A 22,531-nucleotide genomic window follows, 5' to 3' on the forward strand; every position below is an offset into this window, starting at 1 on the left:
GGAGATGTTCATGTTAAGAAAATTAGCTGCTATGGCACTTGTATGCTTTTCGTTCTCAGCTCTTGCAAATGTTGAAGCTAAAATCGCGCCAATTTTTGAAGAAGTTGAATTTAAATTATCTGTAGAGTGGGATCAAAAAGATCAAAATTTCTACAATGAAACTGTAAAATCATTTGAAAAACAACTAGGTGATCTAGCTCAAGAAGGTATCACGCCATCTGAGGTTTTAAATTACCTACAAGCAAATATCAAAGATAAGAAAGTTGCATCAGAGCTTTCTAACCTTGTTGGATCAATTGACGTAGAGAATATGACTCTTGAAGAATCAAAGTCACTAATTCAAGACTATGTTGATGGTATGAAGAACACAGGTGCTAACTACTCTGGTTACTATAGCTACGACTACGGTTTATACTTTGTTGTATTCGGTGGTGTTGCATTCTATTACTACTGGTATGCATTTCAGTACACTTACTACTATGACTGCTACCGTGATTACTGGGGTAATTACTACTGCTACTAAAATCAAATTAATAAAGGCCTCCTTTCGGAGGCTTTTTCATTTTTAAATTCTTCCAAACAAATAATCTCTAAGTAAAGTTGTCCAGTATATTGCCGATAATGCCCTAATCATTTTAAGGGCTCTCGTATGGTTTTAAATATAAGATCAAAGGTTGTTGGCTACGAAGTCGCAACCCCAAGTGGAAGTGATCGTGTTTTTAATTTTATCAAATTTGAAAATGGCGTAATAATAGAAAATGTTGTTACATCGGTTTCAATAGCTGAAAACTTCGATAAGGGTGAAGAAGTTGAATTGGCCTACTTTAAGGTAGGGAGGTTCTTCTATATTGCAATGGCAAAGATTGGAAAAGAGGTGCTGACTGCAACGACGACTAGAGCAATTATCTTTAGTATGATTGTAAACTTTATTCCTATTTTTCTATGCTTTGGAACGATTCTCTTTATTAGTACATTTTCAGCAATTGCTTATTTCCTAAATGACTTTGCAATGGCCATGTCCTATGGGGCAGTAATAGGAATTCTTCCTGGCGCATATTATCTGACAAAGTTTATAAAATTCTTTCTAGAGCTCAAGCAGTGTAAATCACTTATAAAGTAGGGCATTATAAATTGCTTATTAACCATTTCAAACATACAATATTTACATGCAAAATAAATTTAACGTAACGTACGTATTCTTCGGTTGTATCTTTCTTTTAGTCTGTTACCTTGTTTGGATGATGGCCAAGCAAATGATTGCTCCAATCATTTTTGGCTTTGTCTTAGCAGGTGTTTTTAATCCACTAAATAATCGCTTAATTGAGAAGTATAAACTTTCTGATAATTTAGCGGCCACAGTTACAAGCTGTATTATTATTCTACTGGTTCTTATTCCTCTCATCTTTCTATCAATCGCTCTTAGTAAGGAAGCCTTAAGTCTTTATCAAACAATAATGAAGGCAATGTCTCACCATGAGGTAAATGATTTCTTATTTGGAGATGGTCCCGTTGCTGTTCTTATTAAAAGTGTATCTGATATCACTGGTGTTGATATTGATATGGAGCAAGTTAAGACAACTGTATTTGGAACTCTAAAAGGAATTTCTGGAACGGTTATTTCAAGTATTAACTCGATCGTTGGAAATATCATTACTTTTATTTTTGATCTTGCGATAATGATGATTGTGGTCTTTGGTATTTTTGTTGAAGGAAAAAGACTAAAAACATATATTTTTGATCTTTCACCACTACCATCTGATCAAGAACAAAAGATTCTCGATAAATTTAACCAAATGAATTACGTGACTCTTGTTTGTAATGGAGTTGGAGGGGTGATTCAAGGTGTGCTTGGAGGACTTGCACTTTGGGCCGCTGGTATTGAGTCTGTTGTGCTTTGGACAGTTCTTATGATATTCCTAGCATTTGTTCCACTCGTTGGGATTTCAATTGTAACAATTCCTGCAAGTCTTTATCTCGTTCTGACTGGTAGTCCAACTTCAGGAGTGGTGCTATTTATTTTTACAGCACTTGTTGGCCTGATTGTTGAAAATTGGTTTAAGCCAAAATTTATTGGAAATCGTATTCAAATTAACTCAACTTTTGTCTTGCTTGCAATTATTGGAGGGATGGGAGTATTTGGAATGGGGGGGATTTTCTATGGCCCAATTATTGGAATCCTCTTTTTGACAATTGTTGAAATTTATCATGATCAATATAACGTCGTATCATAGGCGAAAGGAAGTGAAGGGCAGTGGAAGTCTTTAAGCTCATTTATTCTGTTTTTGGAGGACTTGGAATTTTCTTCTATGGAATGAAGAATATGTCAGAGGCCTTACAGTCTGTAGCCGGTGATGTTGTTAAAAATACAATTAACAAAATTACAACGAATCGCTTCTCTGCCATCGTCGTTGGAACTCTTGTCACTGTCTTTGTTCAAAGCTCATCTGTAACATCTGTTATGACGGTAGGCTTTGTTAATGCTGGCCTTATGAACTTAAGCCAAGCAATTGGTGTTATTCTAGGTGCAAATATTGGAACAACCGTAACTGGTTGGATTATTTCAATTAAGGTAGGGAAGTATGGCCTACTCTTTATTGGCCTAGGTATTTTTCCTCTCTTATTTGCTAAAACTAACCGCTATCGTCAAATTGGGCGTATCTTATTTTCAGTCGGGATGATCTTCTTCGGCCTAAGTATTATGTCTAATGCATTTAAGCCTCTAAGAACAATACCTGAATTCTTAAGTATGATTTCATACTTTTCTGAACAAAATTACGGCGCATACTTTGCGTGTATCATCGTTGGTTGTATTTTGACTGTCGTTATTCAATCTTCTTCGGCCATGCTAGGGATTACCATTGCTCTTGCTAGTTCTGGAGTGATTCAATTTCATACGGCAGCAGCACTCGTATTAGGTGAGAATATTGGAACAACGATTACGGCCCTTCTCGCTAGTGTTGGGGCAAATATAACGGCCAAGAGGGCCGCACGTGCTCACGCTATCTTCAATCTTCTGGGTGTCCTTATTATCTTCTTATTCTTTCCATTCTATGTTGAGTTTATCGATTATCTTGTTCCCGGAGCTGCCAACGCTGTGAACGCAGAAGGTGACTTTGTTAATGTTGCAGTTCATATTGCAACTGGACATACGATCTTCAATGTTGCGGCAACGATCATCTTTATTCCATTCCTTACTCAGCTAGCAAACTTTGTCACTAAGATCACACCTGCGACGGGAGAAAAAGAGCAGCATCATCTTGTGATGCTTGGAGATCCAAGTCAAATGGTGACAGCTGCAGCACTTGCTCAGGCACAGGCCGAAGTTAATAAAATGAAAGATATCGTTTCTAGACTTTACGCTCTTGCTGAAGAGATTTACATTAAACAAAACTTTAAAGATCAAGAACGAATTTCTCTAAAGGCCAAAGACTACGAGAGGATTACTGATAATATTCAAAAAGAAGTTACGATCTTCATTGTAAAGCTTATGGTTAATCCATTGAGTGAAGATGAATCCCGTCGCGCTCAATCGATGATTAAAGAAGTAGATGAACTAGAGAGTATTGCGGACTATATTGAAAGGCTTATTGCTTACAGTGCTCGCGGTGATATCTCTAAGCTAATGCGTGATGAAGCAAAGAAAGATTTTGATGCTTTATTTGTTAATGTTAAGGCCTTCTATGATTCAGTATCAAATCAAATATCACTGGATCGAGTGGACTATAGTGTTGCAGAACGAAAGTCTAAGGAATTAAGAGATCAGGCCGAGCAAATAAGAAAGAAGCACTTAGATCGTGTTTCAAGTGGTGAGTATGATGCTTTGGGTGCGCTTACTTATTCAGATATGATTGTGGCCCTTAGAAAAATTAGAAGTCATACAGAAAATGCAGCTCAAGCACATGTTTAATTAGGAGTAGTTATGGGGATGTATACAACGATTACTAAAGGTAATTCTGAAAGTATTGAGTTAAGTCTTACGGCAGATAAAAAGCAAAGTATTACGATTACTCCTCCGCCTGAGTTTAATGGAGTCGAAACAGAATGGAGTCCTGAGGATCTCTTTAGTGCGAGTATTTCAAGTTGTTATATCTTAACATTCAAATCATTTGCTTCTTTTAAGAAACTTGATTTTAGAAATATTGAAGTCAAGGCAGATGCTCATCTCGAGAAAGTTGCCAAGGGCTATGAGTTCACTAAATGTGATATCCACGTTTTTCTGGAGATTTGTTGTGAGTCGGATGTTGATCCCTACTTGGATCTTCTCTACAAGGCCAAAGATAATTGTCTGGTAACAAAGTCGATGAAGTGTGAATTTACACTTCACCCTAAAATAAAGAACTTAGCAAAGAAGTAAACTTCTTATATTTCTACTTTTCTGTTTTAAAAGTTGCCCAAAAGTATCCTCGAATATCACCACTCTTATAGCCTGTGGCCTTATCACTTGGATAAAGCTGAGTGATTTTATTTTGTACTTCCGGTTTTAGGTTATCTCCATGACAGTTAAGACAAAGAGGCATTGTTTTGATAGGCATGATAATACCATTCTTATCAGAATCAATTCTTACAACAGAATATTTCTTCTTATTCTTTCCTGATTCATAACTCATGATTGCGTCATTCATCCAGCCCTTTACGGTATTATTTGGGTTACGATTCTTTAGACTCACGCGACCAACTTCAATACCATCTTCATGATACTTCTTAGTGATCGGTAGGGCCTTTGTGTTGCAAACTGACACAGCGTTAACGGGAGATACTTTCATTGCTGATTGTAGCTCTTTCTTTAGTGCCATTGCAGTCTTCTGTATTGCTTGAACGGCTTCTTTCTCTGAGGCAAATAAACTTGATGTAAATAGTAGGGCGATGATTATTTTTTTCATACAAATATCCTACCATAATCTCTATTTAGTAAGTTTGATCTTCGTCAAGTTTAGATTTTTTTTACCTCTAATGGTTGTTATACTTTATGCATTACAAGGAGAAAAATATGGATCAAAAATATACACCACCAAAAGTGTGGACATTTAAAGAAGGAAATGGGGGAGAGTTTGCAAACATTAATCGCCCAACAGCTGGGGCCCGCTTTGAAAAGAAACTCCCTCAAGGGGATCATCCATTTCAATTATATTCGTTAGGAACTCCAAATGGAGTTAAGGTTACGATTATGTTTGAAGAGCTTTTAGAGCTTGGAATTAAAGAAGCAGAGTATGATGCTTATTTAATTAATATTGGTGAAGCAGACCAATTTGGTTCAGATTTTGTTGCTATCAATCCAAACTCTAAGATACCTGCTTTACTTGATAAGAATAATGGTAATCCAATTCGTGTTTTTGAGTCGGCTTCAATTCTTGTCCACTTGGCAGAAAAATTTGGTCACTTCTTACCAAAGGACCCAGCTAAGAGAGCAGAAGTATTTAACTGGCTCTTTTGGCAAATGGGAAGCGCTCCATATTTAGGCGGAGGCTTTGGTCACTTCTATGCATATGCGCCGGAGAAATTTGAATACCCAATAGACCGCTTTGCGATGGAGACAAAGAGACAACTTGATGTACTCGATAAACAATTAGCAAGTCATAAGTATATAGCGGGAGATGAATATTCAATTGCAGATATGGCAATCTTTCCATGGTACGGAGCACTTGTAAAAGGCAAGCTCTATGATGCAGCAGAGTTCCTGTCAGTACATGAGTATAAGAATATAATTCGTTGGGCAGATGAATTAATTAAGAGGCCAGCTGTTTTAAGGGGGAGATTAGTGAATCGTGCTTGGGGAGATGAAGATCAACAAATCCTTGAGCGCCATAGTCAAAGTGACTTTGACGCTAAGGATATTACATATCGTTAAAACTTATAACCAAACCCAAGGCCTAGTCGATTTACTGTTAAGTCGGTTGGGCCATCCATAAAGTGCATTTTAAAGATGACGTGAGCAAAGATCTTCTTTGTGATATCACCCATGACATAGGCCATGGCCTTACCACCAGTAAACTCTTGCTTATCACTTGTATTTGCATAACCAATATCACGGTTTGAAAACACTGAGTGAGAGTAGCTAAACTTTGCTAAGAAGTTTCTACGATATAACTTAAAATTCTTTTGAATTCCTACAGTTAAGAAAAAGATTTGATTCTTATCAAATGTCACTTGGTCAGCATCTGTTAGGCCATCGAAGTTGAAAGTATTAAAACGTTCAAAATCAAGTCCACCATAGGCTTCAAGTCCATAATCAGCAAATTTATAAGTTCCATATAAGTTAAATCCAATCTCCGGATCTACGGAAACATTATCAAGGTACTTATTTGCTGAGGCCGTGTTAAGTTGAGAGTAGTAAAGACTTGCTTGGGCGCCATACTTTGTATTAATTTGATAATTTGTCGTTAGACCTAGAGAAACAGAAGAGTTTTGTTTAAACTCGACTGAGCCTGGTGCGCTTTTTTGGTTAAACTCACCAAGAGAAGTCATATAGAAAACAGAAAAGCTTAAAGGCTTCGTGTTCTTTGGTGTTTGAGCTACTTGCTCCTTTGCCTTAACAACGCCAAATAGGGCCTTTATTTGCTCATCAGATAAGTTTAGAATCTTCATAAATTTGTTAATATCGATAAGTTCAATCTCGACATAGAGTCTAAAGTTCTTCTTCTTTAAACTGGCCCAGTCCTTAATATGACCATTTTCACGTCTGGTCTTCTCGGCCATCGCATCTTCTTCAGTGTAGCTATAAGAATCAACTAAGATCTGTTCATAGATTGTTTCAAGGTTCTCACTATTTACGGACTGATATGAAAGTCTCAGGTATTGATGCTTAGAATTCCTCTTTGATTCCTCAAAGTTTATTGAATCTGCATGTAAATAATTAAATGATAAAAAGAAAAGGCAAGTTAGTTTTAATAAATTTTGTTTCATTGATTCTCTCTTATATTTATTAATTTGAGTTAAACCATTTTAATTGAAGATTAAACTCTGTCATATAGAGCTATTTCTGCAGTCAATAAAAAGATAACTGATGTAAATGATCGATTTTTATAAATTTTTTTTAACCATAGTAAAATTTTGTTTAAATAAGTGAAAAGTATTTACCGATATAAATTATGTTGTTTTATAAGGTGAGGGAAATGAAAAACATTCTATTATTGTCGGTTATATTTTTAATGACTAGTTGTTTGAAGGAATCTGAAGTTGAATTTAATTTCGGCTTTGATGTTGCGGCCTTGGAAGTTATCTTAAGTGATAGCAGTTCTGGATCAACAACTCATTCTAATATTAATAGCATTGATATTGCAAAAACTGGTGGTGATGATCTAACTCAGTACTGTATTAGTGAAACGCAAACAACACCTCCGGCAGATACGAGCGCTGGCTCATGTGGAGGAGGAAATTGGGTTACTGGCTTTCCTTCGTCATTTGCACTCTCTGGTGGAGATGGACTAAAGGTTGTATATATTTTTGGAGCCGATAGCTCTAATGCTATTTCATCTCAGACTGTAACAAAAAACATTACTCTCGATACAACAGATCCAACTGCTGTGTCGGCCCTTACTTTGGGAACAGTTCCTGCAAGCTTATCAACAACTCCTACCATTACATGGACAACGGACTCAACTGATAACCTAGCTCTTGCTGGCTACCAGGTAAGAGTCGTTAAGGACTCTGATTCCTCTATTGAGCAGGATTGGACTTCTTTTACAAAGGGAGACTCAGTAAGTGGTCTGTCTTTAGATGGAGCGGAAGATTATCGAATTGAAATTCGCGCCATCGATGTAGCGGGAAACACAAGTGTTGTCGTTTCGGATACGTATACAACTTTAAATGTAGCATCTAGTGCATTAACATTAGGCTCAACAGAGTTCTCTCTTTTATATCAACCAGGTGGAGCTGGACCAGGAGAGACGCAGTCGATTACTTTATCGAATTCTGGTGGTGTAACAACTGGTCTTTTACAAGCACCGCTTATCTATGGAAGTTCAGGAAATTTTCAAATGACAAATGATACTTGTACTGGAACCACTTTAAATCCTGGTGAAACTTGTACAATTGATATGACAATTAATGCATCAGCTGATGGGTATTATTTTGCAAATATCTATATCACAGATGGAACGGTAGTTTCTTCTGAGCACCGTGTGCAGGGGATGGCCACTGGCTATAGTGCTGGTAACCTCTATTACTTTGGTTCTTGGGATGTTGGTGCGCCTATTGATGTTTATGATCCACAAAAGTTTCAATCTCTTTATCCAAATGATCTGAATAAGGTCGTCGGGAATTTAACTTGGTCAAAAATAGTTGGTGGAGATCAACACTCTTGTGGAATTACAACTGAGTCAAAACTCTACTGCTGGGGTGAGGGTTGGTATGGTGAGATTGGTTATGGAGTTGATGAACCTAAGTATATTCCTCATATCGTTGATGGTGAGAAAACTTGGAAGGATGTCTCAACTGGTTATCGTCTAACATGCGGAATTGATGGCAGTGATGACCTCTACTGTTGGGGAGATAATAGTTACTATCGATTTGGTGATGGGACAGCAACTGATTCATTTGTTCCAAAGCTTGTTCCGGGAGGAATGAAGTGGAAGATGATTTCAGCTCGTAATTATCATGTTTGCGCTATTAACTCCCTTGATGACCTTTATTGTTGGGGAAGAAATAATTATGGTCAAATCGGAATGGGAGATAACACAACAGTTATTACGGCACCTGAGCATATAAGTTCAGGAACGAAGTGGAAAAATGTTGCTGTTGGTGAATATTCTACATGTGCAGTTACAGTCGCGGGAGTTGGATACTGTTGGGGAATGGGGTCTAACCATGTTTTAGGGGATGGGCTAAGTGCTGATACGTATTCTCCTAGTCCTGTCAGTGGTGGTCTAACATTTGATAAAATTGAAGTTCATTGGTTTCACGCTTGTGGGTTGACGACATCAAATAAGATCTGGTGTTGGGGTACTGATTGGAGTGGTGGAGGAAACTTAGGTGATGGGCTTGGAACGACTTCTAATGTCCCTGTACAAGTAACTGGTTCTCAAGACTGGGTTGATGTTTCGGTGAGGGGAAGACACTCATGTGGTATCGATAATTTAAATCAAATGTACTGTTGGGGTGAGGGTGAAGAAGGAGAGATCGGAGACGGTGATATTCAAGATCGCCTGACACCAACTCTTGTTATTGGTGGCCATAATTGGGCATCCGCTTCAGCTTCTGACTATTTAAGTTGTGGTGTTACAACAGGTGGTGATGGATATTGCTGGGGACAATATTGGAACTGGGGACAGGCCGGAACAGGAATGGGGAATGCTGGGCTTTTTATGCCTAAGAAAGTTCCTTTGGCAAAAACTTGGAAGTCTATGGCAGCCGGGTATATGCTTCATTGTGGTATTGATGATTCCGACGATGCTTATTGTATGGGACGAGACCAATATGGTGAACTTGGAAATGGAGCCGCTGATACGGCCAACTATTCACACCCATCAACAATAGTTACAGGTGGTCACAAATGGGCATCTCTTAGTGCTAATTATGACTCTGTTTGTGGGGTAACAACTTCTAATGTTGGTTACTGTTGGGGACGAAATAACTACGGGCAAATAGGAAGTGGTGATACAACAGCGTCCTTTCATGACCCAAATTTAATTGTAGGTGGTCATAGTTGGAGTAAAATTTCTGTTGGTTATTATCACGTTTGTGGAATTCGTACTGATGGTGCTGCTTATTGTTGGGGAACGAATCGTTACGGTGGGATAGGGAATGGAGTGGCCACTGGAAACACGACAACCCTTACGACAACACCAACAGCAGTTAACGGTGGACTTACCTTTACTGATATCGGAACAGGTGATCATTTCGCTTGTGGGTTAGCAACGGATAATAAAGTTTACTGCTGGGGATATGATAACCGAGGGCAGTTAGGAAATGATGCATCTTTTACAAGCTCTTCCGTACCTGTTGAAGTTGTTGGTGGAGCAGTTTGGACATCATTATCTGTTGGAGAATCTCACTCTTGTGCACTTCAGGCCAGTGGTGATGGTTATTGTTGGGGAAGCGGGAATAACGGAGCTCTTGGACAGGGAGATTATTCAAATAGAGCTGAGCCGGCAATCATAGCAGGACGTTCATGGAACAAGCTTGTTTCTGGGATGTGGCACACTTGTGGAATCGAAAATGTCACAGGTTATATGTATTGCTTTGGTTATGGTGAAGGTGGTGAGATTGGAAATTATCCTGATACTTTCTGGGGCTCAACTGAAACACCGCTACTATATGATCGAGGAATTAAATTCTCAGAGATCTTCTTAGGAGGGTCAGCGACATTTGGAATCGCCGCCCCTTAAAAGATAAAGTGATTAATTAGAATTGATAGTTAAATTCGATTCTGTGGTCACCGTCAGCAATGTCTACTAGGTTACTCCAATTCGCAAAGTAGCGAAGATTAAAGCGTGGAGTAAACTGGTAGCTTGCTACGAATTCGTGAAGAAGAATATTATCCTTTCCACCGTATGCTGATGACTCGTAGAGATCAGAACCTGCTAGGGCCGCTGCCCAGATTGGGTTGTAGTTAAGCCAGATCTTTTCTGTAATTGTAAATTTTCCGTAGAAACCAACTACACTATTAACACCAATAATAGAGAAGCCACTATCAATAGAGCTATCATCTTCAACAGTATTTTTTCCAAACTCAACGCCAGCGCCAATTAGAGGATAGAGATTAACAATCCAAAATTTTGGTAGCGCTTGTAGAATCGAATAAGAAGCATTACCTGTTCTTTCCGCAAGAAATGATTCTTTAAGGCTATAGTTGATATCAAGTTGAGAGCCTCTACCTGACTTTATATTTGCGCTAAAATTTCTAAAGCGAAAACTATCAAGTCGATTTGTCTTCTTTGATGAACCATCCCATCCAAGATCTTCTCCAAAGAAGCCCTTGAATTCGATAACATTCATGGCCGCAACGTCTTTGATTCCCGTATCGTAAGATATACCAATCTTTGCGTTTAGCCCTTTGTTGGTTGCCCCAAGACCGGCCTGAGTATAAACCGCCAGAGGATCTGACATATCTTGAACTTCCTTTGCTGCTACAGTTGAGCTTAAAAGAAGCGTAGTAATCACTAATAATAAAAGACGTTTCATATTTCTCCCTTTTCTTTTCTAAATAATAAGTATTATCCCTGAGATACAAAAGCATGCCAAATTATTCTTTAAGAAATTTTAATATTCTTAAGTTTTTATCCCAGAGCGCAAAAGGTAATTTTTTTGTAGAACTAAATTTTATAAGTATTTTGGAGTCATTATCGAAGCATTTAGCGATAAGTTACTAGATATGATTGAGCGAAAGTCTCTGTGCGTCGAAAAGTATCGACTTGTAAGAGAGGCCAGTCTAAAGGTCTGCGTAGGCCTTAAGATTGAAGACTTTACGGTGCAATCAGCTCCCGAAGTGAGCCCTCCGAAGTGGCATCTCGCTCATACGACTTGGTTCTTTGAAGAGTTCATTCTCGCCAAGTACTCACCAGGATATGAGAAGTTTAATGATGAATATGGTTTGTTATTTAACTCATACTACAAGTCAGTAGGGACCCATTGGAAGCAAGAAAAGAGAGGCCTTTTATCTAGGCCCACTGTTCAAGAAGTTCTGAGTTATCGCAATCACGTGGATACTGCAATGTTGACTCTGTTGGAGACAACAATGGAGCCTGAAAGAATTGAGTTTCTTTTAGATGTCGGACTCAATCACGAGCAACAGCACCAGGAATTACTTTTAATGGATATTAAACATATCCTAAGCTCATCTCCACTGATTCCTGTTTACTCTGAAAAGAGAGTGGAAGCTTTCTCGGCCGGTTCATTAAAGTGGAGACACTTTAAAGAGGGAGTTTATGAATTAGGTAATAGTGACAGTGGGTTTGCTTACGATAATGAGAGGCCATGTCACAAAAAATATATAAACTCCTTTGCCATTCGTGAAAGCTATATTTCAAATGGTGAGTACTTAGAGTTTATTAATTCTGGAGGATATCAAAGCTTTCAGTATTGGCTGAGTGACGGTTGGGACTGGATTAATGAAGAAAAAATTTGCTCTCCACTTTATTGGCGACTAATCGAAGGAGAGTGGTACGAATTCACTCTACATGGTTTAGTGCCTCTAGATATGTATGCACCTGTAACTCATGTCAGCTTATATGAGGCCCAGGCATTTGCGAAATGGTCTGGGCAGCGCTTGCCAACAGAGTTCGAATTAGAACTGGCCCTTGGGGATAAGAAATTACCTCTTTGGTGTTGGACTTCATCACATTACTCACCATACCCATCCTATGAATCATATATGGGGGCCTTGGGAGAATATAATAGTAAATTTATGTGTAATCAGTTTGTTCTGCGTGGAGGCTGCTTTGCGACTCCTGATGAACATTACCGAAATACATACCGAAACTTCTACCGTGCTCATCAGAGGTGGATGTTTTCGGGGATTAGAGTTGCAAAGGATATATAATGGAAGTGTCAGTACTTAGAGAAGTTAGTGAAGAACAAAACTCAGAATTTTTAGAAGAGTTTGCAATTGATGTTTTAACGGGCCTATCAAAACCCGAAAAAAGATTATCGACGAAGTATTTCTATGATGATCGTGGAAGTGATTTATTTCAAAAGATCACACAGCACCACGACTACTATTTAACTCGCACAGAGTTTAATATCCTAAAAGAGTCGAGTGCAAAAATAGCGAATTTAATCAGTGAAGATGAAATTGATATCATCGAACTTGGCGCTGGTGATGGCCATAAGAGTGAGCTAGTCATCGATGGCTTCTTAGGGCAAGGAAAGAAAGTTAATTACTTTCCAATTGATATTTCTGCCCAGGCCCTTAAGCAGATGGAAGAGCATATCACGCACAAATCTGACCTAACGATACATGGAATTGTTGCAGACTACTTGCAGGGGCTTAAGTTCTTAAAGGAAAAGTCAAAGAGGAGAAAGCTTGTTCTCTTTCTTGGATCAAATATTGGAAATTTTGATCGCACTCAAAGTGAGAATTTCCTTAGACAGCTATGGAAGTATTTAAATAGTGATGATTATCTTTTAATTGGCTTTGACCTGAAAAAAGATGTGGAAAAGCTAAGTGCTGCTTATAATGATTCAAGTGGCTACACTCGTGACTTTAATCTCAACTTACTGGATCGAATAAACCGAGAACTTGGTGGTAACTTCGATAAAAAGAAGTTTCAGCATATTGGTGTCTTTAACCCAAAGTTGGGAGCGATGGAGAGTTACTTACTTCCTAAGGAGAAGCAGGAGGTGTATATCAAGGAGCTAGAGCATAGTTTTGAGTTTGAAGCCTATGAGCCACTTCATCTCGAATATTCATTCAAGTACACGAAAGAGGATATAGAACGAACGTGTCAGCACACGGGCTTCAAATTAAAGGATCACTTTACTGATAAAGATCAGCTATTTATCGATTCTCTTTGGCAGGTTGTAAAGAACTAGACTTGGCCTAGGCTTTCTTTACTACTGAACACTTAAGATACATCGAGCCATGGCCGTCAACTTTACAGGCGATATCGTGACCATTAACTGGTTCTTCTAGTAGGCGAATATTCTTAACTTTTGTTCCAGACTTGATCGTACCTTTTCCGGCCTTCAGATCTTTGACAACTGTTACAGAGTCGCCGTTTTGTAACTGGGCACCATTTACATCGACGAATTGTGGAGTGCTATCTTCTTCAGAGCTAGCATCTAGGCTCCACTCGTTGAAGCATTCTGGGCAAATCCATAATTGGCCATCGTTATAGGCGTAAGGTGAACTACATTTTGGGCATGTTTGATTTTCTTCTGTCATTCGATAAGGTTAAACCTAAGAAGCCTCATTGTAAATATGACAACTCTTTCACAAGAAAAAAGATACTAAAAAATAATTAAAAATTTATGAATTATATTGACTTTTATAGTCATTGTTCAGGAATTCTGGATTATATTATAGGTGTGCAAAATTAGTTTTTTATTTTTACGGAGTGCAAATGAATATTTTGATTTTATCTTCTAATAAACATCTTTACTCGACAAAGAGGCTAGTAGAAGAAGCAAAGCTTAGAGGTCATCATGTAGAAGTTATTCGTCCTGATAAATGCTATATGGACGTGGCCACAGGTTCTCCTATGGTTTACTACCGCAAGAGAAAGTTAGACAAGGTTGATATTGTCATACCAAGAATTGGAGCAAGTGTTAGTGCCTATGGAATGGCCATTGTTCGTCAATTCGAAATGATGGGAGTTTACTGCTTAAACTCATCCAATGCTATTGGACGCTCAAGAGATAAGCTACGCTCTCTTCAAATCTTATCACAAAAACATCTCCCTCTTCCTAAGACGGGGATGGCAAATAATACTCAGCAAACAGAGAGTCTAATTAAACTCGTTGGTGGTGCACCGATGGTTGTAAAGCTTATTGAAGGATCTCAAGGGAAAGGGGTTATCCTGGCCGAGACTAAGAAAGCGGCAGAGAGCTTAATTGATGCCTTTAGAATTCTTAAGGCAAACTTTCTTGTTCAAGAATTTATCAAGGATGCAAATGGCGCTGATATTCGCTGCTTTGTTGTTGGTGGTAAGGTTATTGGAACAATGATGAGGCAAGCAAAAGAAGGTGAGTTCCGCTCTAATATTCACAGAGGTGGTGTTGGGACTCCTGTAAAGATCACGCCAGAAGAAAGAAAGGTTGCCATTGCAGCTGCAAAGGCGATGAAACTTAATATGGCCGGTGTTGATATTATTCGCTCAGGTAGTGGACCAAAGATCTTAGAAGTAAACTCTTCTCCTGGACTGGAAGGAATTGAAGGCTGCACAAATAAGAATATTGCTGTTGAGATCATTGACTACGTTGAAAAGAATTACACAAAAGTCATCAAGGATAACTAATTGACGGATCAATTATTTAAATTAAAAGTTGAAGAAGTTGAAATTGGCAGACCAATCGTTGAGTTTGTCAATTTCCCTTCTTTCTATGGGCTACAAAAAGTAAAGGCTCCCATTTATATCTATCGTGCAACGAAAGAGATTTCTCCCTGTGTTGTGGTAACAGCATGTATGCACGGAGATGAGATCAATGGATTAAGAGCGGCCCAACTTTTAATGAAAGGAAAGCTCAAGCTTCTTAAGGGAACACTGATTATTATCCCTGCGGTTAATATCTATGGCTTTCTTAATAAGCAGCGCTACCTTCCTGATCGCAAGGATTTAAACAGATGCTTTCCTGGAAAACCCAAGGGAAGCTTTGGTGCTCGCTTTGCAAATTTTATTTTCAAACAAATTACAAAATATGGTGATGTCTTTATCGACCTACACTCAGGTGGCCCGGGACGATTTAATATCCCGCAAATACGCTGTGACCTCGATACAGAAGGAATGCTTGATCTTGTCAATAATATCAGTATCCCACTTGTTGTTAATAGCACCCTAAGAGATGGCTCTTTAAGAGAGGCCATTAATGATCTCGGCCGCCCTTGTATCGTCTTTGAGGGGGGAGAGGGCCTTAGAATAGATGAGACGATTGCTAAGTATGGAGTTAACCTCGTAAAAAGTATCCTTAGCCACTACGGCATGATTAAAAGTAAAAAGAGCTTTAAAGAAGAAAAATTCATCATTCGAAAAACGAAGTGGATGAGGGCGGCAAAAGGCGGACTCCTAATAAATAAGGCCCATCATGGAAAGATTGTTAAAGAGGGTGAGGTTGTAGGAGAGCTTAGGCAACTTACTGGTGAACTCATTAGTCGTATTACAATGGAACATGATGGTGTGATCCTAGGAATCAGTAAGTCTTCAGTCGTTATGGCCGGAGATGCTCTTTATAATATTGGCTTCCTCTGTGAAGATACTCATGAGGATATTGATGATCTTCAAGAAGGCGAAGGTGAGCTATCGGATTACTTCGATTTCGAAGTTTAAAAATATAAATTGTTCATTTTTTATTCCCGGTAAAAAACAAAAATGAGTAAGTGAAATGCTCAGGTATTAATTTCTTGCTTATTTCTATAACCATCAGTTCTAAGTTGTTGATATTACAGCCGTGTTCTAAATAACTAACGTTACGTTAAAACTGAGTAGTTTAAAAAATATGGAGTCATATAATTTCTTTATTACAAATTATTTTCTCAATGAGGATGTAGGAGATTTATATGACCATGGCAAAATTAAACCAAGAGCTTGACTGTCGAAATGTATTTGAGGGAAGTGGAGCAATCTACGATATGTTGGATAAGTTACCATTTAACGTAATGTACTGTGGGACTGATTTAGTTATTAAGTATATTAACCCAAAGAGTTTTGAAAGTTTAAGAGCTATTGAGTCACTTCTACCTATTCCTGTCACAGAGATTATCGGTTCTAAAATTGATGTCTTTCATGAGAACCCAATTCATCAGCAAAAGATTTTAGCTAATCCAAAGAATCTACCAATTAAGACGGAGATTAAAATTGGAGACGAAACACTCGAATTAAATGTCGTTGCTGTTATGGAAGGTAATGACTACATTGGGGCCATGGTTACTTGGGATATTATCACAGATAAGCTCGTCGCAGATAATCGCAATGCTCAATACGCTTCGATGCTTGATAATATGCCAATCAATGTAATGCTATCTGATCGTGACTTCAATATTACTTATATAAATCCAAAGTCGAGACAAACTCTAACGTCAATTGAAAACCTATTGCCAATAAAGGTTTCAGAAATTGTTGGAAGTAGTATTGATATTTTTCATAAGAACCCTGCTCATCAAAGAAGAATGCTATCTGATCCTTCTAATCTTCCACATGAAACAAATATTCATGTAGGGGATGAAATTCTAAATTTATTAGTAAGTCCAGTGATGGACCAAAATAATGTCTATCAAGGTGCAATGGTTACTTGGGATGTTATCACTGAGCAGGAAAGAATTAAGACGGCCATTAATGAGCTGGCCACTGAGATGAGAGATAGTACTGAAGATATTTCAACAAAGTCATCTCACGTTGCAGAAGGTGCCGTTTCGTTAGGAGCAACAACTGAAGAAATGAATGCTTCTGTTGAAGAGTTAACAGCATCAATTAACTCAATTGCACAAAATGCTAAGTCGGCAAATGAAATCGCAGAGCAAACTTCTTCGGAAGCGCAAGAAGGAGCAAAGTCGATCAATGAGGCCGTTGAGGCAATGGATGTTATCACAAAATCATCAGAAGAAATTAGTGAGATCGTTGAAGTGATTCGTGAGATTGCTGGTCAAACAAATCTTCTGGCGTTCAATGCCGCTATTGAGGCAGCAAGAGCAGGAGAGCATGGTGCAGGATTCTCAGTTGTTGCAGACGAAGTTAGAAAACTTGCTGAGCGCTCTTCACAAGCAACGAAGGAAATCTCTAAGTTAATTAATGATTCGGTTAAAAAGATTTCAGAAGGAAGTCAGATTTCAAAAATGGCCGGTGAGGCCTTCACTAAAATTGTTGAAGGTGTTAATAATACAAATCATTCAATTGCAGAAATCTCAAGTGCTACTCAAGAACAATTACTTGCAGCTAAAGAGGTTAGTGAGGCAGTTCAGCAGGTGGCTTCTGAAACAGAAAACTCTGCGGCCGCTTCTGAGTCGATTGCAATGGCAACTCGTAGTCTTGCTGAAGGCGCTAAGAAACTTAGTGACCTAATTGAAGACTAAGGCCAGGTGTCGGAAATGATTTACCTTATGGAGCTTAATAGTAATCAACTTGAGAAGATCATTAGTCTTGTTCATGTACATACAGGCATTACTATTGCTCCATCTAAAAAAAGCATGTTACAAGGCAGAATTCGTCAGCGATTGAAAGCATTGGAGTTAGAGAGCTATGATGATTATATTAATTATTTGCAAACTGATAGCAATGAGAAGCAAGAATTCATCAATATTATAACAACCAATGAAACAACTTTCTTTCGAACACAGAAGGTTTGGAATTTCTTTCAAGATGAGTTTTTACTTAATTGGAAAAGTAGCGCACCTATAAAAATTTGGTCGGCCGCTTCTTCTACTGGAGAAGAGGCCTATTCGATTGCAATGTCTTGTGAAGAGCACAAGAAGAATAACGGCATACTGAGGTATGAAATCATAGGAACAGATATTTCCACAAAGGTTTTAACTTATGCTCAAGATGCCAAGTATAGTGGACGCAATATAAATAATTTTAAAGAGCGTTTTACAAGTCTATACCAAGCATATTTTAAACCAGTAGGAGAGGAAGCTGAAATCCTGCCCGAGGTAAGAAAGAATGTAAGCTTTATGGCCCATAATCTTTTTTCACTTCCAAAGAGTAATATCTCAAATTTTGATATTGTGTTTCTGCGAAATGTTTTAATTTATTTTAAACAAGATGATCAAATGAGAGTGATTAGTAATATTTCGAGGGCAATGAAGTCTGGGGCAATCTTAATCCTTGGAGAGTCTGAGAGCTTAAATGGCCTGTCCAATGATTTTGAGTATGTGAGTCCTCAAATCTATAAGAAGAAGTAGGGTATGAATAGTAGAGACCGCGAGTATATTCATGTGCGAATTGGTGAAATAAAGTTCGGCAAAAAAGGCGCTGTTCTTCAGGCTACACTTGGCTCTTGCTTAGGGATCGCTATTATCGACAGAGTAAATAAACGCTGTGGTCTTGCTCATTGCTTTCTTCCAGCAGGGGAAGGAAAGTCCCCCGAAGCTCAGCCCGGAAAATATGTGGTGGATGCTATTCCATATCTCTTAACAAAGCTTAATCTAGAGTCTCGCTTGCAAGATGATTTTGAAATTTATCTCGCTGGTGGCGGCAATATGATGGCGCAGTTAAAACAACGAAATGTTGACCATATTGGAAAACTGAATAAGGCGAAGGCCTTAGAGATTTTACAAGAAAAGAAATTAACAATACGTAAGATTTTAGATGGTGAAGAATTAGCAACTAAAATTATTATTGATTGTGACACTTTAGAAATAAAGATGATTCGCATTAATGATAAATCGGAACAAAAAAAATGAATGAATTAAAAGAAGTTGAAGTTTTAAAAACTAATTCTAATATTTACGCTTCATTTTCATTGAGTGGAAATGAATTCGTACTTGATATTAATTCGGTTCAAGAGGTAGTGAATTACCCTAACTCTCTCTTTTCAATGCCTCTTGCTCCGAATTACCTTGATGGAATCTTTAACTTGAGGGGAATGATTATTCCAATCTTATGTTTATCAAAGCTTCTGAATCTTAGTGAGGATGAAGAGGTTAATAAATCTTCCTCTAAAGTTGCAATTGTAAATGTTGATGGCATTAGCATTGGCGTTTCATTTGATTCTACAGGCGAGATTTTAAGAGTTGAAGATTCTGAAGTTAGTCTATTTGATATAAGTGATAGTGAAGATAGTGCTCAGGTTGTAAAAGGAGCGATTAAAAGAGATGAGGGAAGAAAAATATATCAAATTCTAGAACCTTCTCTAATTATAAAAATAAGAAATCTTGCTAGGCTTGGAAGTTACGACTCTTTTAGGCAAGGGGTAGATAGTCGCTTAAAAATTCAAAGTCAGCATAAGAAGTGTATCTCTTTTCAAGTTAGTGGAACTCCGTTGGCGATGGAAATTACATCAATCAATGAAATTATAAATATGCAAAATATTGAGCATTCTGCATTTGCTTCAAAACTTTGCTTAGGGCTTGTTAATTTAAGGGGAACTACGATTCCTGTTTTAAGCTTTTCTCGTATCTTAGGACTTCAGACAGAAAGTAATCAACTCAAGGATCAGAAGATTCTTATTATTAAGATTGATAATGAATTCTTCGGACTAGTCGTGGACTCTCTCAATGCAATCACATTCTACGATGATGATGGCGTTATGCCAGTTCCTGTCTTTTCCTCAAAGAGGTCTAGTATGTTCCTTGGAGGAATTGAAACGAGTGACAATGGGATGACATTTTTGATTGATCATAAAGAGATTTTAAATAATGGGGAAATTAAAGAGATCACAAGAAGTCATGCTGAAATTTATCAGGCATCACATGAAGAAGAGGCCAAGAATAAAGTCGAAATGAGACTCGAATCATTTGTGACGTTTGATTTTGGTTATCACTTTGGATTGGCCGTTGGTGAGGTACGAGAAATTATAGAACGTCCTAACGATATCCTTAAAACACCTGGAGCACCTTCTCATGTCATTGGTGTCTATAACTTACGTGATCAATTAATAACGATCATTGATGCTCGTCGTATGTATGGCATAAAAGAAGAGGCAGAAGAAAAACCAAGCACGGTCAAGAAGGTTATTATTCTTGAGGCCGATGAAAGGGGAGAGAATTACGCTCTCTTAGTTGATGATATTGATAGTATCGTTAAAATCGATATGCTAAATAAGATGAAAATGCCTAGTATTCTTTCTAAGATATCAGGCCAGCTAGACCAGGACGTTTCCGAAATTATTCGAGATACGAATGGCGATGGGGTTGTGATCTTGAATCACGCTGCAATCATCAGGCGAATTGAAACATCAATTTAGTCGTGTCTATCAATCAGGTGAGAGTTTTTGATATATGAGCTAATCAATATATCAAGCTCTCTATCAAGCTCAAAACTTCCAAACTTCTCAGGGCAGAATTCTAAGTAGTAGCGGATTACCCCACGTAGTGAACTCACGATAATATCAATGGGAAGTTCAGATTTGATTTCAGAGCTTTGATAGAAGTGGTCTTCAATCAAAGTCTGGGTTGCTCGATTGACGTAAACGAACTTTTTTTCAACAGATGGGTGTCTCTTGTAAAAAATGATCAACCTTCTAAGCTCAATATTTCTGCGGTAATTATCTAAGACAACTTTTAAGAATTTGTGAAACTCTTCTTCAATAGTCTCTCTTTTGGACTCATCATTAAAGAAGTTCCCATAGGTAATAAGGTCTTCATCAAGTTGATTATTGATTAATTCAATAAGAATCTCATCTTTATTCTTAAAGTGATTATATACACTACCTATACTGACACCAGCAACGCGGGCAATCTTATTTGTCGTTAGCTTGCTTGCTGGGTTTTGTTGCAAAAATAAGTCCGTGGCCTTAAGGATACACCTGTGGGTTACCACAGTACGAACCTGCTCGTTCTTATGTGTTAAATCTTTTTTCTCTTCCGTATTCATCAGAGATTATTTTACTAAATATTTATCCGCTAATCCATAAAAAATACAAAATAAAATTAGTTTAACCTGTTTTATTTAGTTCAATCATGAACGTTTTAAGTACCACCATAGAAGTCGATTTAAAGGGGCAAAGATTCCATGAAGGAAATTCAAGCGATTTTCAACCCAGGAGATAACTAAGCATCCATCTTCACTTGTTGTTGATGGTTCATGAGTGTCTGATTCCTCAAAAGTTGAAAAGTCTCCAGTATCGAGTCTATGGCCATCACTGCTGTAATACCCATCGAGAACATAACTATATTCTCTGCCATGGTGACCGTGTTTGGGAATGGTTTCCCCTGGACCTAGGTAGATAAAGAAGAGCCCACCGGCCTTACCAGATGTCACCTGAGCAACAGCACTATTTTCACCAAATTCTTTCCAGCTAATGTCCTTATCAGAAACAAATGAAAGAGTGTCTGGTAGAAGAAAGGTTTTATCATGAAACTTTAAGGTTGCCGGCCCGTTGATATTATTCCTTTCTACCTTCGGTTGAGCGCCTTCAACTTTTTCAAAAATGGAGTTGAAAATATCATCACTCTCATCTAGAGGAGTTTGCGTTGTGTCAATAGAGTGAAAGAAGTCACTTGCTTGTCTCTCTAGCTCTGACTCGGCCCGCACACGACAAGCTTCACAATTATTAAGGTGAGTTTTCACAAGAAGTCCAAGTCCTGCTTCAAGTTCACCAGATTCATATTTTTTTATTAATTCAATGTCTGGATGATAAAGCTTCTTCACTTTTCCTCCAATATAATCTTTAAGTTTTTAATGGCCAGGCGAATACGTGACTTTACGGTTCCTAGCGGGATCTTTTCTTGTTGTGCAAATTCTTTTTGCGTTAGTCCTTCTTGGTAGACGCCATTAAGGACTTCCTGCTGTTCGAGTGATAACTTATTTATCATTTCTCTCGTATAGGCCAAGTGATAAATTTCTTCACTATTATAATTTTCATCTTCTTGTTGAAGGTATTCGTCTTCAAAAATATCATTAGCACTAATGATACTTAATGGATCTCGGCCCTGTTTCCTTAATAGATCGTACTTTTGATTTCTCACAATTGCATAAATCCAAGTGTTAATATTTCCTTTATCGTTATTATGCTGATGAGCATTTCTCCAGATTTTAAGCATCACTTCTTGGGCCATATCTGCAGACTGTTCTTTATTTAGGCTACCTTTTAGGCCATATCCAATTATTTTTGGATAATAGAAGTCAAATAGCTTCTTGAAAGCATCTCGCGATTTATTCTTCGCTATTTGCATTAGCAAATATTCAATGTCTGATAGACTTAGTTGCACCTTAGCTGCTCTCCCTATAATAGGAATTATTTTAGCATAATTTATGCACGTGTTATTTAGTAAGTCATTTGTTGCACT

22 protein-coding genes are annotated in these 22,531 nt (G+C 38.0%); 15 read left to right on the forward strand and 7 right to left on the reverse strand.

Annotated features, from left to right (window positions below; all coding sequences use genetic code 11):
* The first annotated feature begins 10 nt into the window (after positions 1-10).
* The 5 genes from ABMA78_RS09455 (at position 11) to ABMA78_RS09475 (ending at position 4,354) form a co-directional block, all read left to right on the forward strand.
* Positions 11-523: a hypothetical protein gene (locus ABMA78_RS09455; protein WP_392859395.1), complete on the forward strand. Its 513-nt coding sequence runs from the start codon at positions 11-13 to the stop codon at positions 521-523.
* A 126-nt stretch (positions 524-649) separates the two neighbouring features.
* The gene (locus ABMA78_RS09460; RefSeq protein ID WP_392859398.1) at positions 650-1,120 is read left to right on the forward strand and encodes a hypothetical protein; all 471 of its coding nucleotides are present in this window, start codon (positions 650-652) and stop codon (positions 1,118-1,120) included.
* Positions 1,121-1,166: 46 nt separating this feature from the next.
* Positions 1,167-2,231: an AI-2E family transporter gene (locus ABMA78_RS09465; protein ID WP_392859401.1), complete on the forward strand. Its 1,065-nt coding sequence runs from the start codon at positions 1,167-1,169 to the stop codon at positions 2,229-2,231.
* A gap of 20 nt (positions 2,232-2,251) precedes the next feature.
* Positions 2,252-3,907, forward strand: a complete 1,656-nt coding sequence (locus tag ABMA78_RS09470; RefSeq protein ID WP_392859404.1) for a Na/Pi cotransporter family protein — start codon at positions 2,252-2,254, stop codon at positions 3,905-3,907.
* 12 nt (positions 3,908-3,919) lie between these two features.
* Positions 3,920-4,354, forward strand: a complete 435-nt coding sequence (locus ABMA78_RS09475) for an OsmC family protein (RefSeq protein WP_392859407.1) — start codon at positions 3,920-3,922, stop codon at positions 4,352-4,354.
* A gap of 13 nt (positions 4,355-4,367) precedes the next feature.
* Here ABMA78_RS09475 and ABMA78_RS09480 read toward each other — a convergent pair whose 3' ends face one another.
* A complete protein-coding gene (locus ABMA78_RS09480) occupies positions 4,368-4,880 on the reverse strand; it encodes a DUF3365 domain-containing protein (protein ID WP_392859409.1) in 513 nt (170 codons plus the stop codon).
* Between the two features lie 107 nt (positions 4,881-4,987).
* Here ABMA78_RS09480 and yghU point away from each other — a divergent pair, with 107 nt between their 5' ends.
* Positions 4,988-5,845, forward strand: a complete 858-nt coding sequence (gene yghU / locus ABMA78_RS09485; RefSeq protein WP_392859412.1) for a glutathione-dependent disulfide-bond oxidoreductase — start codon at positions 4,988-4,990, stop codon at positions 5,843-5,845.
* Here the strand turns inward: yghU and ABMA78_RS09490 are convergent.
* Positions 5,842-6,900, reverse strand: coding sequence for a hypothetical protein (locus ABMA78_RS09490; protein WP_392859414.1), 1,059 nt, complete (start codon positions 6,898-6,900; stop codon positions 5,842-5,844). The two genes, yghU and ABMA78_RS09490, sit on opposite strands and share 4 nt — an antisense overlap.
* 209 nt (positions 6,901-7,109) lie before the next feature.
* On the opposite strand from ABMA78_RS09490, the gene ABMA78_RS09495 reads away from it, so the two are divergent.
* Positions 7,110-10,322: a hypothetical protein gene (locus tag ABMA78_RS09495; RefSeq protein WP_392859417.1), complete on the forward strand. Its 3,213-nt coding sequence runs from the start codon at positions 7,110-7,112 to the stop codon at positions 10,320-10,322.
* A 16-nt stretch (positions 10,323-10,338) separates the two neighbouring features.
* On the opposite strand, the gene ABMA78_RS09500 is transcribed toward ABMA78_RS09495, so the two are convergent.
* Positions 10,339-11,118: a hypothetical protein gene (locus ABMA78_RS09500; RefSeq protein ID WP_392859420.1), complete on the reverse strand. Its 780-nt coding sequence runs from the start codon at positions 11,116-11,118 to the stop codon at positions 10,339-10,341.
* 190 nt (positions 11,119-11,308) lie between these two features.
* Here ABMA78_RS09500 and egtB point away from each other — a divergent pair, with 190 nt between their 5' ends.
* Together egtB and egtD are read left to right on the forward strand one after the other, a co-directional pair.
* Positions 11,309-12,475 (forward strand): ergothioneine biosynthesis protein EgtB, encoded by a 1,167-nt coding sequence (gene egtB / locus ABMA78_RS09505; protein ID WP_392859423.1) that lies wholly within the window; start codon positions 11,309-11,311, stop codon positions 12,473-12,475.
* A complete protein-coding gene (gene egtD, locus ABMA78_RS09510; protein WP_392859426.1) occupies positions 12,475-13,467 on the forward strand; it encodes an L-histidine N(alpha)-methyltransferase in 993 nt (330 codons plus the stop codon). The genes egtB and egtD overlap by 1 nt, the downstream gene beginning before the upstream one ends.
* 7 nt (positions 13,468-13,474) lie before the next feature.
* Here egtD and ABMA78_RS09515 read toward each other — a convergent pair whose 3' ends face one another.
* The gene (locus tag ABMA78_RS09515) at positions 13,475-13,819 is read right to left on the reverse strand and encodes a zinc ribbon domain-containing protein YjdM (protein WP_392859428.1); all 345 of its coding nucleotides are present in this window, start codon (positions 13,817-13,819) and stop codon (positions 13,475-13,477) included.
* A 178-nt stretch (positions 13,820-13,997) separates the two neighbouring features.
* Here ABMA78_RS09515 and rimK point away from each other — a divergent pair, with 178 nt between their 5' ends.
* From rimK to ABMA78_RS09545, 6 genes are all read left to right on the forward strand, one after another.
* Positions 13,998-14,891 carry a 30S ribosomal protein S6--L-glutamate ligase gene (rimK, locus tag ABMA78_RS09520; RefSeq protein WP_392859430.1) on the forward strand — a complete coding sequence of 298 codons (894 nt, stop codon included), beginning with the start codon at positions 13,998-14,000 and terminating at the stop codon, positions 14,889-14,891.
* Positions 14,892-15,917 (forward strand): succinylglutamate desuccinylase/aspartoacylase family protein, encoded by a 1,026-nt coding sequence (locus ABMA78_RS09525; RefSeq protein ID WP_392859433.1) that lies wholly within the window; start codon positions 14,892-14,894, stop codon positions 15,915-15,917.
* Between the two features lie 230 nt (positions 15,918-16,147).
* A complete protein-coding gene (locus ABMA78_RS09530; protein WP_392859436.1) occupies positions 16,148-17,656 on the forward strand; it encodes a methyl-accepting chemotaxis protein in 1,509 nt (502 codons plus the stop codon).
* Between the two features lie 15 nt (positions 17,657-17,671).
* Positions 17,672-18,484: a CheR family methyltransferase gene (locus tag ABMA78_RS09535; RefSeq protein WP_392859439.1), complete on the forward strand. Its 813-nt coding sequence runs from the start codon at positions 17,672-17,674 to the stop codon at positions 18,482-18,484.
* Between the two features lie 3 nt (positions 18,485-18,487).
* The gene (locus ABMA78_RS09540) at positions 18,488-18,985 is read left to right on the forward strand and encodes a chemotaxis protein CheD (protein ID WP_392859441.1); all 498 of its coding nucleotides are present in this window, start codon (positions 18,488-18,490) and stop codon (positions 18,983-18,985) included.
* Complete coding sequence (locus ABMA78_RS09545; protein WP_392859444.1) at positions 18,982-20,487, forward strand: chemotaxis protein CheW; 1,506 nt, start codon at positions 18,982-18,984, stop codon at positions 20,485-20,487. The genes ABMA78_RS09540 and ABMA78_RS09545 overlap by 4 nt, the downstream gene beginning before the upstream one ends.
* Here ABMA78_RS09545 and ABMA78_RS09550 read toward each other — a convergent pair.
* From ABMA78_RS09550 to ABMA78_RS09560, 3 genes are all read right to left on the reverse strand, one after another.
* Positions 20,484-21,116 carry a TetR/AcrR family transcriptional regulator gene (locus tag ABMA78_RS09550; RefSeq protein WP_392859446.1) on the reverse strand — a complete coding sequence of 211 codons (633 nt, stop codon included), beginning with the start codon at positions 21,114-21,116 and terminating at the stop codon, positions 20,484-20,486. The two genes, ABMA78_RS09545 and ABMA78_RS09550, sit on opposite strands and share 4 nt — an antisense overlap.
* An 84-nt stretch (positions 21,117-21,200) precedes the next feature.
* Positions 21,201-21,893, reverse strand: coding sequence for a cupin domain-containing protein (locus tag ABMA78_RS09555; RefSeq protein ID WP_392859449.1), 693 nt, complete (start codon positions 21,891-21,893; stop codon positions 21,201-21,203).
* Positions 21,890-22,417 carry a sigma-70 family RNA polymerase sigma factor gene (locus ABMA78_RS09560; RefSeq protein WP_392859452.1) on the reverse strand — a complete coding sequence of 176 codons (528 nt, stop codon included), beginning with the start codon at positions 22,415-22,417 and terminating at the stop codon, positions 21,890-21,892. The genes ABMA78_RS09555 and ABMA78_RS09560 overlap by 4 nt, the downstream gene beginning before the upstream one ends.
* Between the last annotated feature and the right edge of the window lie 114 nt (positions 22,418-22,531).

The sequence above is a fragment of the Halobacteriovorax sp. RZ-2 genome, from assembly GCF_043196685.1.
Taxonomy (GTDB): domain Bacteria; phylum Bdellovibrionota; class Bacteriovoracia; order Bacteriovoracales; family Bacteriovoracaceae; genus Halobacteriovorax_A.

Excerpts from the sequence above, each read along its gene's own strand:
- ABMA78_RS09455 (WP_392859395.1), top strand. The coding sequence starts at position 11 with ATGTTAAGAAAATTAGCTGCTATGGCACTTGTATGCTTTTCGTTCTCA.
- ABMA78_RS09460 (WP_392859398.1), top strand. The coding sequence starts at position 650 with ATGGTTTTAAATATAAGATCAAAGGTTGTTGGCTACGAAGTCGCAACC.
- ABMA78_RS09465 (WP_392859401.1), top strand. The coding sequence starts at position 1,167 with ATGCAAAATAAATTTAACGTAACGTACGTATTCTTCGGTTGTATCTTT.
- ABMA78_RS09475 (WP_392859407.1), top strand. The coding sequence starts at position 3,920 with ATGGGGATGTATACAACGATTACTAAAGGTAATTCTGAAAGTATTGAG.
- ABMA78_RS09480 (WP_392859409.1), bottom strand. The coding sequence starts at position 4,880 with ATGAAAAAAATAATCATCGCCCTACTATTTACATCAAGTTTATTTGCC.
- yghU (WP_392859412.1), top strand. The coding sequence starts at position 4,988 with ATGGATCAAAAATATACACCACCAAAAGTGTGGACATTTAAAGAAGGA.
- ABMA78_RS09490 (WP_392859414.1), bottom strand. The coding sequence starts at position 6,900 with ATGAAACAAAATTTATTAAAACTAACTTGCCTTTTCTTTTTATCATTT.
- ABMA78_RS09495 (WP_392859417.1), top strand. The coding sequence starts at position 7,110 with ATGAAAAACATTCTATTATTGTCGGTTATATTTTTAATGACTAGTTGT.
- ABMA78_RS09500 (WP_392859420.1), bottom strand. The coding sequence starts at position 11,118 with ATGAAACGTCTTTTATTATTAGTGATTACTACGCTTCTTTTAAGCTCA.
- egtB (WP_392859423.1), top strand. The coding sequence starts at position 11,309 with ATGATTGAGCGAAAGTCTCTGTGCGTCGAAAAGTATCGACTTGTAAGA.
- egtD (WP_392859426.1), top strand. The coding sequence starts at position 12,475 with ATGGAAGTGTCAGTACTTAGAGAAGTTAGTGAAGAACAAAACTCAGAA.
- ABMA78_RS09515 (WP_392859428.1), bottom strand. The coding sequence starts at position 13,819 with ATGACAGAAGAAAATCAAACATGCCCAAAATGTAGTTCACCTTACGCC.
- rimK (WP_392859430.1), top strand. The coding sequence starts at position 13,998 with ATGAATATTTTGATTTTATCTTCTAATAAACATCTTTACTCGACAAAG.
- ABMA78_RS09530 (WP_392859436.1), top strand. The coding sequence starts at position 16,148 with ATGACCATGGCAAAATTAAACCAAGAGCTTGACTGTCGAAATGTATTT.
- ABMA78_RS09535 (WP_392859439.1), top strand. The coding sequence starts at position 17,672 with ATGATTTACCTTATGGAGCTTAATAGTAATCAACTTGAGAAGATCATT.
- ABMA78_RS09540 (WP_392859441.1), top strand. The coding sequence starts at position 18,488 with ATGAATAGTAGAGACCGCGAGTATATTCATGTGCGAATTGGTGAAATA.
- ABMA78_RS09545 (WP_392859444.1), top strand. The coding sequence starts at position 18,982 with ATGAATGAATTAAAAGAAGTTGAAGTTTTAAAAACTAATTCTAATATT.
- ABMA78_RS09550 (WP_392859446.1), bottom strand. The coding sequence starts at position 21,116 with ATGAATACGGAAGAGAAAAAAGATTTAACACATAAGAACGAGCAGGTT.
- ABMA78_RS09560 (WP_392859452.1), bottom strand. The coding sequence starts at position 22,417 with ATGCAAATAGCGAAGAATAAATCGCGAGATGCTTTCAAGAAGCTATTT.